The 13,099-nt window shown below is 75.5% G+C and carries 12 protein-coding genes; 5 read left to right on the top strand and 7 right to left on the bottom strand.

Translation table 11 applies throughout. The features are described from left to right. Positions 1 to 25 precede the first annotated feature (25 nt). On the bottom strand, positions 26 to 1,219 hold the full coding sequence (locus AC1WTP_RS04735) for a hypothetical protein (RefSeq protein WP_481648020.1): 1,194 nt from the start codon (positions 1,217 to 1,219) through the stop codon (positions 26 to 28). 143 nt (positions 1,220 to 1,362) lie between these two features. Continuing rightward, on the bottom strand, positions 1,363 to 2,325 hold the full coding sequence (locus AC1WTP_RS04730) for a hypothetical protein (protein WP_481648019.1): 963 nt from the start codon (positions 2,323 to 2,325) through the stop codon (positions 1,363 to 1,365). Positions 2,326 to 2,452: 127 nt separating this feature from the next. Here AC1WTP_RS04730 and AC1WTP_RS04725 point away from each other — a divergent pair, with 127 nt between their 5' ends. Beyond that, positions 2,453 to 3,085: a CG0192-related protein gene (locus tag AC1WTP_RS04725; RefSeq protein ID WP_481648018.1), complete on the top strand. Its 633-nt coding sequence runs from the start codon at positions 2,453 to 2,455 to the stop codon at positions 3,083 to 3,085. A 26-nt stretch (positions 3,086 to 3,111) separates the two neighbouring features. On the opposite strand, the gene AC1WTP_RS04720 is transcribed toward AC1WTP_RS04725, so the two are convergent. Continuing rightward, on the bottom strand, positions 3,112 to 3,525 hold the full coding sequence (locus tag AC1WTP_RS04720) for a type II toxin-antitoxin system Phd/YefM family antitoxin (RefSeq protein WP_481648017.1): 414 nt from the start codon (positions 3,523 to 3,525) through the stop codon (positions 3,112 to 3,114). Positions 3,526 to 3,763: 238 nt separating this feature from the next. Here AC1WTP_RS04720 and AC1WTP_RS04715 point away from each other — a divergent pair, with 238 nt between their 5' ends. Next, a complete protein-coding gene (locus AC1WTP_RS04715; protein ID WP_481648090.1) occupies positions 3,764 to 5,275 on the top strand; it encodes a chitinase in 1,512 nt (503 codons plus the stop codon). 273 nt (positions 5,276 to 5,548) lie between these two features. Here AC1WTP_RS04715 and AC1WTP_RS04710 read toward each other — a convergent pair whose 3' ends face one another. After that, complete coding sequence (locus AC1WTP_RS04710) at positions 5,549 to 6,124, bottom strand: GNAT family N-acetyltransferase (protein ID WP_481648016.1); 576 nt, start codon at positions 6,122 to 6,124, stop codon at positions 5,549 to 5,551. 146 nt (positions 6,125 to 6,270) lie between these two features. On the opposite strand from AC1WTP_RS04710, the gene AC1WTP_RS04705 reads away from it, so the two are divergent. The 3 genes from AC1WTP_RS04705 to AC1WTP_RS04695 are packed head-to-tail and all read left to right on the top strand — an operon-like array spanning position 6,271 to position 9,748. Beyond that, complete coding sequence (locus AC1WTP_RS04705) at positions 6,271 to 6,795, top strand: PadR family transcriptional regulator (protein ID WP_481648015.1); 525 nt, start codon at positions 6,271 to 6,273, stop codon at positions 6,793 to 6,795. After that, a complete protein-coding gene (locus AC1WTP_RS04700) occupies positions 6,792 to 7,472 on the top strand; it encodes an ABC transporter ATP-binding protein (RefSeq protein ID WP_481648014.1) in 681 nt (226 codons plus the stop codon). The genes AC1WTP_RS04705 and AC1WTP_RS04700 overlap by 4 nt, the downstream gene beginning before the upstream one ends. Further along, positions 7,469 to 9,748, top strand: a complete 2,280-nt coding sequence (locus AC1WTP_RS04695) for an FtsX-like permease family protein (RefSeq protein ID WP_481648013.1) — start codon at positions 7,469 to 7,471, stop codon at positions 9,746 to 9,748. Before AC1WTP_RS04700 ends, AC1WTP_RS04695 begins: the two co-directional genes overlap by 4 nt. Before the next feature lie 101 nt (positions 9,749 to 9,849). Here the strand turns inward: AC1WTP_RS04695 and AC1WTP_RS04690 are convergent, their stop codons facing one another. The 3 genes from AC1WTP_RS04690 to AC1WTP_RS04680 form a co-directional block, all read right to left on the bottom strand. Further along, a complete protein-coding gene (locus tag AC1WTP_RS04690) occupies positions 9,850 to 11,010 on the bottom strand; it encodes a (Fe-S)-binding protein (RefSeq protein ID WP_481648012.1) in 1,161 nt (386 codons plus the stop codon). After that, complete coding sequence (locus tag AC1WTP_RS04685) at positions 11,007 to 12,392, bottom strand: FAD-binding oxidoreductase (RefSeq protein ID WP_481648011.1); 1,386 nt, start codon at positions 12,390 to 12,392, stop codon at positions 11,007 to 11,009. Before AC1WTP_RS04685 ends, AC1WTP_RS04690 begins: the two co-directional genes overlap by 4 nt. A 143-nt stretch (positions 12,393 to 12,535) precedes the next feature. Then, a complete protein-coding gene (locus AC1WTP_RS04680; RefSeq protein ID WP_481648010.1) occupies positions 12,536 to 12,973 on the bottom strand; it encodes an EVE domain-containing protein in 438 nt (145 codons plus the stop codon). Between the last annotated feature and the right edge of the window lie 126 nt (positions 12,974 to 13,099).

Genomic DNA, 13,099 nt, shown 5'->3' with positions numbered 1-13,099 from the left:
GGCGGGGCCGGGACGACCGCCCGGGTCAGTCGGCGTCCGGGGCCACCAGCTCCGGCAGCTTCTGCTCGAAGAGCCGGCCGAACTGCGCGCCGGGCAGGATGTGGCCCTGCGGCCGGGCGGCGTCCGCCACGCCGAATCCCCACTCGGCCGCCCGCGTGCGCTGGTCCGGCGTCCCGTGGTGGGCGGTCAGGGCGAAGTTGCAGTCACCCACGTTGAAGAAGGTCGCCTCGAAATCGCGCACCCGCTTCGCGTTCATCGCCGCGCCGCGGGCATGGGTCAGGAAGTACGCCGCCAGGCCGTCCGCCATCAACTCCAGGCGCCGGCCGGCCTCCGCGCCGGTCAGCGTGGTCCCGGTGAGGCCCTTGGCGTACTGCACCTGGTGGCCGTACTCGTGTGCCAGGATCGCCTGCGGGGCGACGTCACCCAGCCCGATCGCCCGGTACGCCTCCAGGATGCCGTCGCCCATGATGATCTCGTCCGGGGTGATCCCCAGACCGGGCACGAGCTCGACCCCGCCGTCCAGCGCGAAGGCGTTGAAGGTGAGGTACGGGTGGGCGCCGAAGTCGAACTTCTCCTGGTTCGCGATCGCGTGGACCAGGTCGGCCAGCAGGGGGGCGACCGGATCGCCGTACCCCAGACCGACCCGGGTCAGGTGCTCCAGCCGGGCCCGGTCGCGCAGCACGTCGCCGTGCATGCCCACGAGCGCGATCTCCGCCGCCGGAATGTCCCAGAACCCGCCCAGGTCTCGGAAGGTGTGGGTGACCGGAGTGGCGAACTCGTCGTCGCGGCCGAACGTCTGCGGGCTGGTCGGGCCGTAGAGCAGCGCGTCCAGCAGCGGGAAGAGCATCAGGACCCGCGCGTCGTTCTGGTCGACGACGGTCCAGTCCGCCGTCGTGGCGCTCAGCCAGTCCCGCACGGGCGTGCTGCCGCACCGGTAGTCGGCGGGGTCGATGAGGTCGAGGCCCCCGCTCAGTTCGTCACCCGCCAGTCCGAACCGCTGCAGGGCAGCCTCGACCCGCGACGCGGGCAGCAGGGCCTGGAGCCGGGTGGAGAGGGCGTGGCTCTCCTCGTCGGTCAGGCCGGTGGCGGCGTCGGCGGTCCGGCCCGCGGTCAGATCCTGGTCGGCGGTGCGCGCCTGGGCCGGAGCCGCCAACAGGGAAGCGGCCAGGACCGCCGCGGCCAGGGCCACCGACCGCACGGGATGCACTCTCACTCTCACGTCTGCTCCTGCTCGCTGGAACGGTCGGCGCGAGGGCCACCGACCGGGGTCGACAAGGTCCGGTCAGTATCAGCAGACGCGGGGGTGGCGGCGGGAGAGCCGAGCGGTGTCACAAAGCGGCATGGCGAGAAGCTGACGTGGCGTCAGAGCCAGCCCTGGCGCGACGCCTGCATGCCCAGCTGGAAGCGGGTCTGCGCACCCAGGATCTCCTGCAACCGGCTGATCCGTCGGGCGATCGTCCGCTCGCTCACCCCGAACTCCCGGGCGATCGACTCGTCGGTGAGCCCGGCGCTCAGGTAGGTCAGCAGCCGCTTGGTCTCCCTGGTCGGCATCCCGGCCACGGCGGTGACCTCGGTGTTGCTGGTGATCGGCACCGCCATCCGCCAGTACGTGTCGAAGACGCCGACGAGACCGGTGAGGAGCGGCGACTGGTGCACCACCAGCGCCGCCGTGCTCTCGTTCCCGGCGACCGGCGCGCGGGCCGCGATCAGCGCCCACCGGTCGTCCACGATGGTCAGGTTGAGCGGCACCTGCGGAAACACCCGCGCCTGCTCCCCCGCGTCGATGCAGGTCTGCACCATGCCCAGCGCCCTCGGGTCCTGGAGCACCCGCGTGCCGTACACGACCTGGTAGCTCACTCCCCGGCCGAGGGCCTCGAAGAACCCGCCGACGATCGTGTGGTCCCGCGTCTCCAGGTTGCCGACCGTGATGGCCCGCACCCGCTCGCGCGCGTCGGCCTGTACGTGATCGAGCACCGCGCGGGCGACCTCGGGGGACGGCAGCTGCTCCAGGTAGCGATCTCCACCGACGGCCGTCTCCCACCGCCGCGCGAGCGTCACGGCACTTTCCCGGGCCAGCGCCGCCTCGCGGATGTGCCGCTGCGCCAGCGCTTCCAGGGCGAGCTGCGGTGGCTGCGGGCGCAGGTCGGCTCCGCTGCGGGTGAGCAACCCGGCGCGTTCCAGTTCCGCGACGGCCGCGTCCAGCGCCGTGTCACCAACGCCGTGTCGCTCGGTCAGCTCGGCCAGGGTCGCCTTTCCGCGCTCGATCAGGTCGAGGTAGATCCGTTCCGCCGTGGCGGTCACGCCGAGCGCTTGGAGGGGGCCCATGGTTCCTGTCTACCAGGGGCGACGCCGCGGCCCGACGGACAGCCGCGCCGGCTCCCGGCGGGTGGTCGCCGGCACGCCGCGCCAGCCGCCGGGCCTCCGCCGGGGCACCGCGTCTATGATCCGGCGCATGGCTCTGCTACACCGGGCGCAACTGCGCCCCACCAAGCTCGAACTCATCGCCGCGTGGCTGCCGGGCCGCACCTGGTTCCAGGGGGACGCCGGCGCGGGCGTCGAGCGGATCGCGGGGTATCGCTTCGACGACCCCGCCGGCGCGGTCGGCATCGAGACCATGCTGGTCCGGGCCGGCGCCGGGCCGGTGTACCAGGTGCCGCTGACCTACCGCGGCGCACCGTTGGACGGCGCCGAGGCGTGGCTCGTCGGCACGTGCGAGCACTCGGTGCTGGGCCACCGCTGGGTGTACGACGGCTGCGGCGACCCGGTCTACGCCGGTGCACTGGCCGCGGCGATCCTCGCCCACACCGGCCAGGCGGAGGAGTACTTCGAGGTGGACGGCCGGCGCGAGCATCGTGCCGCCAGCATGACGATCGCCGCCGAGGGCACGCGGCGGGCCGACGCGCCGCCGGTGGGCGCGGTCGATCGGGTGGCGGACGGCGACCCGACCCGGATCGTCACCGACACGGTCGAACTGACCGTCGTCCGGCGGCTCGGTGACCACACCGACCTGCCGGGGAGCCGGCTGACCGGCACCTGGGAGGGCCAGCCGGCGCCGCTGCCGCTGGCGTACGCCTCGCTCCGCTGACCGGCCGACACCGCCCGCCGGGGCGCTCAGCGGGGCAGCAGGTCGGCGTGCGCGGCGCGCAGCCGGGCCAGCGCGGGATCGCTGCCCGGTGGGACCCGCCGGTCCAGCTCGGCCCAGACCTCGGCCAGCGCGGTGGCCACGACGCGCAGCTCGGCGGCGTGCCGGCGGGCGCTCTGCCGGTGCAGCTCGTCGAGGCGGCGGGCCCATCCGGCGGTGACCGCGGCCAGGCGGTCGGCGTCGGCGCGGGCCTGGGCGGCGGTGCGGGCGGCGACGGCCGGCACGATCGCGGCGATCGGGCGGGGATCACCGTCGCGGGTGAGCACCGTGACGGTGTCGGTCAGCTCGGCGAGCGCGACGAGCTGGGTCAGCCGGGTGCGCGCCTCGCGCAGGGGCAGCGAGCGCGGCTGGGCCGACGGCGGGGTGCGGGCGGGGACAGCCATGGATGCATGGTGACCGCGGGGTACGACAATCCGCCCGCCGCGGGTCCAGCGTGGACGGTGGAAATCGCCCGGAACGGGCCGCGGCGCGCGTTCGGGACGTTCCCTTCGCCGGCCGGCCCGGCGACAGGCCGCCAGAAGCAGGTCTGGACATCTACAGTTAACAATCCTAATAATTGTGCATCCGTCGATCCGACGGCCCTCGAACCGGGAGGTCCGGATGCGTCGCCCTGCCCGAAACCTGTTGCTGGCCGCCGTCGCGGCCCTCGCCACCGCCGCCGGCACCACGCTCGTCCTGGCCGCCCCGGCCCGGGCCGCCGGCCCGACCGCCACCTTCGTCAAGACCGCCGACTGGGGCACCGGGTGGGAGGGGAAGTACACCATCACCAACGGCGGCGCCGGCACGATCACCGGCTGGCAGGTCGCCTTCACCCTGCCGGCCGGCACCACGCTCGGGTCCTACTGGGACGCCACGGTGAGCAGCGCCGGGCAGCGGCACACCTTCACCAACCGCTCGTGGAACGGCACCGTGGCGCCCGGCGCCTCGGTCTCGTTCGGGTTCCTGGCCACCGGCTCCGGCGCTCCCACCGACTGCACGCTCAACGGCGCGCCCTGCGGCGGCGGCACCCCGACCAGCCCGCCGCCCACCACGCCACCGCCGACCACCACGCCGCCCACCACGCCACCGCCGACCACCCCGCCGCCGACCACCCCGCCGGCCGGCGGGCTGCCCCGGCACGCGCTGATCGGCTACCTGCACGCCAGCTTCGCCAACGGCTCGGGCTATCTGCGGATGGCCGACGTGCCCGCCGACTGGGACGTCATCAACCTGGCCTTCGGCGAACCCACCTCGGTGACCTCCGGCGACATCCGCTTCCAGCTCTGCCCGGCCGCCGAGTGCCCGGGCGTCGAGACCGAGGCCGAGTTCATCGCGGCGATCCGCGCCAAGCAGCAGCAGGGCAAGAAGGTGCTGCTCTCCATCGGCGGGCAGAACGGCCAGGTGCAGCTCACCACCACCGCCGCCCGGGACACCTTCGTCCGGTCCGTCTCGGCGATCATCGACCGGTACGGGCTGAACGGGCTGGACATCGACTTCGAGGGGCACTCGCTCTACCTGAACGCCGGTGACACCGACTTCCGCAACCCCACCACCCCGGTGATCGTCAACCTGATCTCCGCGATCCGCGCCCTGAAGCAGCGGTACGGGGCGGGCTTCGTGCTCACCATGGCGCCGGAGACGTTCTTCGTCCAGCTCGGCTACCAGTTCTACGGGCCGGGACCGTGGGGCGGGCAGGACCCGCGCGCCGGGTCGTACCTGCCGGTGATCCACGCGCTGCGCAACGACCTGACCGTGCTGCACGTGCAGGACTACAACTCCGGCCCGATCGTCGGGTTGGACAACCAGTACCACACCATGGGCGGCGCCGACTTCCACATCGCGATGACCGACATGCTGCTCGCCGGGTTCCCGGTGGCCGGCAACGCCAACGCCGTCTTCCCGCCGCTGCGCGAGGACCAGGTCGCGTTCGGCGCGCCGTCGTCGGTCAGCGCCGGCAACGGCTACGTCGCCCCGGCGGGCGTGCAGGCGGCGGTGACCTGCCTGGTACGGGGGCAGAGCTGTGGGTCGTACACCCCGCGCAGCGGCACCAACCCCGACTTCCGGGGGCTGATGACCTGGTCGATCAACTGGGACCGCTACTACAGCTGGGAGTTCCGGCTGAACCACGGGCCCTTCCTGAAGGCGCTGCCCTGAGCCGTCCGCCGCTCGTCCGGCGTGGTGACCCGGCCGGCCCCCGGCCGGGTCACCCGCCGGCGGCCACCGCCAGCGGGTGACCGGCGCCGGATCGCGGTGGGCGCGCCGGCACTCGGCCGGCATGATGGTTGGAGGCCGACCGGAGGTGGGCCGTGCAGATCGACCTCGACGCCGCGGTCGGCGCGCCGTCCTACTGGTCGACGGGTTCGGCCACCGGGCCGCGTGCGCGGCCGACTGCTGGCGGAGGCGCTGGACCCGGACCAGGTGACCCGGTCACCGGACGCGGTGCCCGGGCGCGTCCGACCCGGCGCGCCACTCGTGGGCCAGCACCGACCACACCTCGATGTCGATGCGCCGCCCGGCGGGGCCGGGGTAGACCTGCCGCAGCGTCCCGTCGTGGCGCATACCGAGCCGGCGGGCGACCGCGATGCTGCGCGCGTTCTCGGCGTTGGTGCGCCACTCCACCCGCTGGATGCCCCGCTCCCGCACGGCCCAGTCGACGATCCGGCCGACCGCCCGGCTGATCAGGCCGCGCCCCTCGGCGCCGGGCTCCAGCCAGCAGCCCGCCTCCGCGACGCCGACCGTCACGTCGAACGACACGAACATGACCCCGCCGACCAGGGTGCCGGAGTGCCAGATGCCCCAGATGCCGCCGGCGTCGCGCGCCCACCGGTCGGCGTAGCGCTGCAGGACGGCGCGGGCCGCGGGCAGGTCGGTGGCCACGAAGGACGGTGACACCCAGGGCACGATGTGCTCCCGGGCCCGGTCCAGGTGGGCCAGGAACTCCTCGGCAAGCCACGGGTCGAGCGGACGCAGCTCGGCGTCCTCGGTCAGGGGCAGGGCGAACACCGAACCTCCGTTGCCGATCTGACGGGTCGATCCCCCATCCTGCCGCCGACCCCGCACGCCGGCCGAGCAGCCCCGGCCGGAACCGACCCTGGGCGACAACCGGGTGTATACATCCCGCGTATACCCGGTGTGTATAGTCCGGAGCCATGTCGATCGGACAGACCTTCCTCGGCCTCCTGGAGACCACCCCCCGACACGGGTACGACATCAAACGCCTCTACGACGAGCGCTTCGGCCACGCCCGCCCGCTCGCCTACGGCCAGGTCTACGCCACCCTGTCCCGCCTGCTGCGCAGCGGCCTGGTCGAGGTGGAGGCGGTCGAGCCCGGCGAGGGCCCGGAGCGCAAGCGGTACGCCATCACCGAGGCCGGCGTCACCGACGTGGCCGGCTGGCTGGCCCGGGCCGAGAAGCCCGAGCCCTACCTGCAGAGCACCCTCTACACCAAGGTGGTGCTCGCCCTGCTGACCGGGCGTAGCGCCGCCGACCTGCTCGACGTGCAGCGTGCCGAGCACCTGCGGATGATGCGCGAGCTGACCCGCCGCAAGCGCGACGGCGACCTGGCCGAGCAGCTGATCTGCGACCACGCGCTGTTCCACCTGGAGGCCGACCTGCGCTGGCTGGAGCTGACCGCCGCCCGCCTCGACGACCTGGCCTCGGCGGTGCTGGCGTGAGCGCGCCGCTGCTGGCCGCCGAGGACCTGCACCGCTCCTTCGGGCCCACCCGCGCCCTGGCCGGCGCCAGCCTGCGGGTCGACCGGGGCGAAGTGGTGGCGGTGATGGGCTCGTCCGGCTCCGGCAAGTCCACCCTGCTGCACTGCCTCGCCGGCATCGTCCGGCCGGACTCCGGGCGGGTGCTGTTCGGGGGGCGCGACCTGGCAGTCCTCTCCGACGCCGAGCGCAGCGCCCTGCGCCGGGAGTCGTTCGGGTTCGTGTTCCAGTTCGGCCAGCTGGTGCCGGAACTGACCTGCCTGGAGAACGTGGCGCTGCCGCTGCGGCTGGCCCGGGTCGGCCGGCGCGAGGCCGAACGCCGGGCCGCCGAGTGGCTGGACCGGCTGGAGGTCGGCGAGGTGGCTGGCAAGCGGCCCGGCGAGGTCTCCGGCGGGCAGGGGCAGCGAGTCGCCGTCGCCCGGGCACTGGTGACCCGACCGGAGGTGGTCTTCGCCGACGAGCCGACCGGCGCGTTGGACTCGCTCAACGGCGAGCGGGTGATGAAGTTGCTCACCGGGGCGGCCCGGGAGACCGGCGCGGCGGTGGTGCTGGTAACGCACGAGGCGCGGGTGGCCGCGTACTCCGACCGGGAGGTGGTGGTTCGCGACGGCCGCACCCGCGACCTGGAGCCCGCGGCATGAGCCGGTTGCGTGGTGGCGCGGCCGACCTCGCGATGGGCACCCGGATGGCCTTCACCGGCGGCCGGGACGGCTGGCTGCGCGCGGTGCTGACCGCGCTCGGCGTCGGCATCGGCGTGGCGATGCTGTTGCTCGCCGCCGCGGTGCCGCACGCGCTGGACGCCCGGGAGGCCCGCGGCGACGCCCGCGACGACCTGCGGATGGGCGAACAGATCCCGGCCGCCGGCAACACCCTGCTGATCCGGGCGACCGACACCAGCTTCCACGACCGGCCGATCCGGGGTCGGGTGCTGCGCCCCGAGGGGCCGGCCGCACCGACCCCGCCGGGGGTCGCCGCGCTGCCCGGGCCCGGCGAGGTGGTCGTCTCCCCCGCGCTGCGCGACCTGCTCGACTCGCCCGACGGCGCGCTGCTCGCGCCGCGCCTCGGCGGCGCCCGGATCATCGGCACCATCGGCGCCCGGGGTCTGGCGGGGCCGAACGAGCTGGCCTACTACCTGGGCAGCGCCACCCTCTCGGCCGACCAGGGCGCGTCCCGGCTGGACGCCTTCGGCGGCGGACTGCCCGGCGAGGGCTTCGGCCCGGTCCTGGTGCTGCTCGCGGTGGTCATCTTCGTCGTACTGCTGCTGCCCATCGCGGTCTTCCTCGGCGCGGCCGTGCGGTTCGGGGGCGAACACCGCGACCGCCGGCTGGCCGCGCTGCGGCTGGTCGGCGCGGACGCCGCGATGGTCCGCCGGATCGCCGCCGGGGAGGCCGCGGCCGCCGCGCTGCTCGGCGTCGCGGTCGGTGGCCTGCTCTTCCTCGCCGGACGGCAGGTGGTGCCGCTGGTCACGCTGATGGACCTGAGCGTGTACGCGGCCGACGTGCGCCCGCCGCTGCCGCTGGTCGTCGGGGTCGCCCTGGCGGTGCCGGCGCTGGCGGTGCTGGTGGCCATGGTGGCGTTGCGCGCCGTGGTGGTCGAGCCGCTCGGGGTGACCCGTCGGGCCACCCCGGTCCGCCGCCGGCTGGCATGGCGGCTGCTGCTGCCCGCCGCCGGGCTCGGGCTGCTGCTGGCCGCCACGGCCGGCGTGACCCCGGCCGGGGCCGAGAACCAGACCGCGGCCGGCGCGGTGCTGCTGCTGGTCGGCATGGTGACCCTGCTGCCCTGGCTGACCGACCTGGTGGTCCGCCGGCTGCGCGGGGGGCCGGTGCCGTGGCAGCTGGCGGTGCGCCGGCTCCAGGTCGACAGCGCCGCCTCGGCGCGGCTGGTGAACGGCATCGCGGTGGCCGTCGCCGGCACCATCGGGCTGCAGATGCTCTTCGCCGGCGTGGCCGAGCAGTTCACCACCTCGACCGGGCAGGATCCGTCCCGCGCCCAGGTGCTGGTGCAGTTTCCGGCCCGCCCGGACGCCACCGCCGCGCTGGCCCGGCTGGCCGCCGCCCCCGGCGTGACCGGCGGCACCGGCACCTTGGTCACCGGGGTCACGGCCGCCGACGGCTACGCCGACCTGCGGATCGGCGACTGCGCCGCGCTGGCCGAGTTCGCGCGGCTGGAGCGCTGCGCCGACGGCGACGTGTTCCTGGTCCGTGAGCCCGACGACGGGGGGCGGTCCGCGGCCATCCGACCCGGCGCCACCGTGGCGGTGGGCGACGGCGACACCACCTGGCGGGTGCCCGCCGCCGCTCGGGAGGCGCAGATCCGGCCCCATCCGGCGGGCCACCAGCAGACGGCCGTGCTGGTCACCCCGGCCGCGATCGAGCACGCCCGGCTCGGTCCACTGCGCGCGGACGCGAACCTGCGGCTCGCCCCGGGGCAGCCGGACGCGATCGAGCACGTCCGCAACGAGGCCGCCGGTGTCGACCTGTTCGCCAGCGTCCTTCCGCTGACCCGGACCACCCAGGCCACCAAGTTCGTCAACATCCAGCGCGGCCTCTACATCGGCGCGGTGGTCACCCTGCTGCTGATCGCCGCCAGCATGCTGGTCGGCGTCCTGGAGCAGCTGCGGGAACGGCGCCGGCTGCTGGCCATGCTGGTCGCAGTCGGCACCCGGCGGGGCACCCTGAGCTGGTCGGTGCTCTGGCAGACCGCCGTGCCGGTGCTGGTCGGGCTGGCCCTCGCGGTGGTCTTCGGGCTGGGGTTGGGCGCGGTGCTGCTGCGCATGGTGCAGGCCCCGGTGGTCATCGCCTGGTCGGTGCTCGGCCTCGCCACCGCGCTCGGCGCGGCGGTGGTGCTGCTGGTCACCGGGCTCAGCCTGCCCGTGCTCTGGCGGCTCACCCGCCCGGCCGGCATCCGCACCGAGTGACCCGTGGCCCCGGCCGGCGCTGCTCCGCCCGGCCGGGGCCACGTCGGGCGGCGGGCGGACGGGAGCGGACGACCACCGCCCCCAACCCCGGGCAGAGGCGGTCAGGCGGGCGGCGGCGCGGGGCCCGACGCCGTCGCCTCGGCCAGCAGCTCGGCCAGGTGCACCGCCCGGGCCCGGGATCGCCGCCGCCGCAGTCCGGTGCGCAGCTGCCGCAGGCAGCCGGGGTTCACCGCCACCACCAGGTCCACCCCGGCGGCCTCGATCTCGTCGATCTTGGCATCCAGGATCCGGCGGGAGTCGCGCGGCCGCAGCAGGGAGTACGTGCCGGCGGCGCCGCAGCAGGTGGCCGCCGAGGGCAGCTCGACGTAGTCGGCGACCCGGCGCAGCAGCGCCCGGGGCTCGGCGAAGACCCCGAGGCCGTTGCGCAGGTGGCAGGAGTCCTGCAGGGTGACCCGGGCCCGGCGGCCGGCCACCCGCACCTCGACGCCGGCCGGGCGGTCCGCGAGCCAGGTGGACAGCTCCCGCACCCGCCCGGGCCCGAGCACCGAGGCCAGGTGCGCCGCGCAGCCGCCCGAGGTGGTGACGATGGTGCCCGGCAGTTCCGCGCCGAGCCGGCGGGCCAGCCGCTCACCGCCGGCCAGGTCGCCGTTGTGCGCGTGCAGCGCGCCGCAGCAGCCCTGCGCGGTCGGTACGGCCAGCGCCGGGTCGAGGGCCCGGGCGGCGCGACTGACCGCCGGGAAGAGCCCCCGCTCGAAGCAGCCCAGCATGAGCTGCACGGGCGGCTGCTCGACCCGGGCCGCGCCCGGCGCATCGGCACCCGGCCCGGTCGGGAGGGCGGGCACGCCGGTGCTCGCGGCCGGGATCGGGGTGGCGGCCGGGCCGCGGGCGGCGCGGCGTACCAGGCCGAGCAGGCGGAGCAGCCACCGCTGCTCGGCGACCAGCATCAGCGCCCGGGCCAGCAGCGGCCGGCGCCGGCCGCGCCACTGGTGCACCCGCCACTGCTCCAGCAGGCTGCCGTACTGCACGCCGGCCGGGCAGACCGGTTCGCACGCCCGGCAGCCCAGGCAGAACGAGGACTGCTCGGCGAGGGTGGGGTCGTCCGGGGGCAGCGTGCCGTCCTGCAGGGCCCGCATCAGCGTGATCCGGCCCCGCGGCGAGGACGCCTCGTCGCCGGTCATCGCGTACGTGGGGCAGGCGGGCAGGCAGAAGCCGCAGGAGATGCAGCGGGACAGCTGCTCCGGGTTGAACACGTCGCCGGTCACGAGCCCAGCTTTCCGGGGTTGAGGATGCCCGCCGGGTCGAAGGCGGTCTTGATCCGGCGGAGCAGGGCGAGCTGGTCGTCGCCGAGCCGGGCGGCGAGGAACGGCAGCTTCGCCGCGCCCACCCCGTGTTCGCCGGTGATGGTGCCGCCGAGGTCGAGGGCGGCGGCGAAGACGTCGGCGAAGGCCGCCTCGGCGCGGCGTACCGCGTCGGTGTCGGCGGCGGAGTCGAGCACGCAGGTGGGGTGCAGGTTGCCGTCGCCGGCGTGACCGAAGGTGGCGATGGCGACCCGGTGCCGCGCGGCGATCGCGTCGATCCGGTCGACCATCTCGGCGATCCGCGGCCGGGGCACGGTGGCGTCCTCCAGGATGGTCACCCCGCCCCGGCGGGACAGCGCGGGCAGCGCGCAGCGCCGGGCGGCCAGCAGCGCCTCGGCCTGGGCAACCTCGCGGGCGGTGGTGACCTCCACGGCGCCGGCCTCGGCGCAGGCCGCACCCATCCGGTCGAGGTGGGTGGCGACCAGGTCCGGCGGGCCGTCGTCGCCGAAGAGCAGCAGGGCGCCGGCGTCGGTACGCAGCCCCAGGTGGGCGAAGTCCTCCACCGCGTCGATGCAGGCCCGGTCGAGGAACTCCAGGGTCGCGGGCACCACCCCGGCGCGGATCACCCGGGCCACCGCCTCCCCCGCCTCGGCCAGCGACGGGAAGTACGCCACCCCGGTGTTGGCGGACGCCGGCGCCGGCAGCAGCGCCACGGTCGCCTCGGTGATCACCGCGAGGGTGCCCTCGGAGCCGGTGAGCAGCCGGGTGAGGTCGTAGCCGGCCACGTCCTTCCACAGCCGGCCGCCGGTGCGGATCACCTCGCCGGTGGGCAGCACCGCCTCCAGGCCGAGCACGTAGTTGCGGGTGACCCCGTACTTCAGGCCGCGCAGCCCGCCGGCGCAGGTGGCGATGGTGCCACCCACGGTGGCGACGGTCCGGCTGCCCGGATCGGGCGCCCAGAGCAGCCCGCTCCCGGCGGCGGCGTCGGCCAGCGCGGCGCTGGTCACGCCGGGCTGCACCCGAGCCAGCAGCTCGTCCGCGCTGACTTCGAGGATGGCGTTCAGCCGGGTCAGCACCAGCACGATCCCGCCGTGCAGCGGCACGGTGGCCGCGCACAGGTTCGAGCCCGCGCCGCGCGGCACCACCGGTACGCCGTGCCGGGTGGCCAGCGCCAGCACCGCGGCGACCTCGGCGGTGTCGGCCGGGAACACCACCGCGTCGGGCCGGTGCGTGAAGAGCGGGGTGGCGTCGCGGGCGTACGCGACGAGGTCGCCGTCGGCGTCGTGCACGTTCCCCGGGCCGACGATGCCCCGCAGCTCGGCGAGGACGGTCGCGGACAGCGCCATGCCAACCCTTCCCGGCACGCCGGTCGCGCCCGAAGATTTCTGCCGGCCGCCGACCAAGGGTCGGCAATCACCTTCACACGATCATAGTGAGCCACGCCGGCCGGGTGAAGACGGTGGCGACCGGCGACCACCGGGGCCCGGGTTCAGCCCGGTGGCAGGTGCTCCCGCAGGGCGGCGAACTCGGCCACGGTGAGGAAGGACGGGTTGGCCCCCTGCGGCTGGCGGAACACCTCGGCGCCGGCCAGCCGGGGATCGGCGCGGAGCAGGTCACGAGACACCCGGTGCGGCCCGGGCAGCACGGTCAGGTCGAGCGGCAGCGTCCAGGTGCCGTCCCCGGGCACCGGAGCCGCGGCGACCCGGCCGACGCCCCACACGCCGTAGCGGAGCCGCCCCCGGCTGCCGCTCGCCCAGAAGACCACCGGCTGGCCGGGACGGACCAGCCGCAGCCGGTATCCCGGGCGGACGCACCAGCCGCCGACGTGCGGGTCACGGTCGAACCGGCCCGCCAGGTCGACCCGGTCGGCGTTCCCCTTGACCAGCCAGGCGCCCAGCCCGTCGAGGGTCACCCGGCGCTCGGTCACCGGTCCATCCTGCCGTGCCCGGCGCCCGGCCGCACCGCGGGCGCGAGCCGCACACCGCGCACCTCGCGCAGGTCCTGCCCGCCACGCTGACCGGGTCCGGCGCGCTCGGGCGGGAGGTGACCCGAC

This window comes from Micromonospora sp. R311, assembly GCF_056780015.1.
This window is presented reverse-complemented; position numbering and strand designations above follow the sequence as displayed.

Bases quoted from the DNA above. Each gene is read 5' to 3' on its own strand.
- AC1WTP_RS04730 (WP_481648019.1), bottom strand. From the start codon at position 2,325: ATGGGCCCCCTCCAAGCGCTCGGCGTGACCGCCACGGCGGAACGGATC.
- AC1WTP_RS04705 (WP_481648015.1), top strand. From the start codon at position 6,271: ATGTCGATCGGACAGACCTTCCTCGGCCTCCTGGAGACCACCCCCCGA.
- AC1WTP_RS04685 (WP_481648011.1), bottom strand. From the start codon at position 12,392: ATGGCGCTGTCCGCGACCGTCCTCGCCGAGCTGCGGGGCATCGTCGGC.
- AC1WTP_RS04725 (WP_481648018.1), top strand. From the start codon at position 2,453: ATGGCTCTGCTACACCGGGCGCAACTGCGCCCCACCAAGCTCGAACTC.
- AC1WTP_RS04695 (WP_481648013.1), top strand. From the start codon at position 7,469: ATGAGCCGGTTGCGTGGTGGCGCGGCCGACCTCGCGATGGGCACCCGG.
- AC1WTP_RS04720 (WP_481648017.1), bottom strand. From the start codon at position 3,525: ATGGCTGTCCCCGCCCGCACCCCGCCGTCGGCCCAGCCGCGCTCGCTG.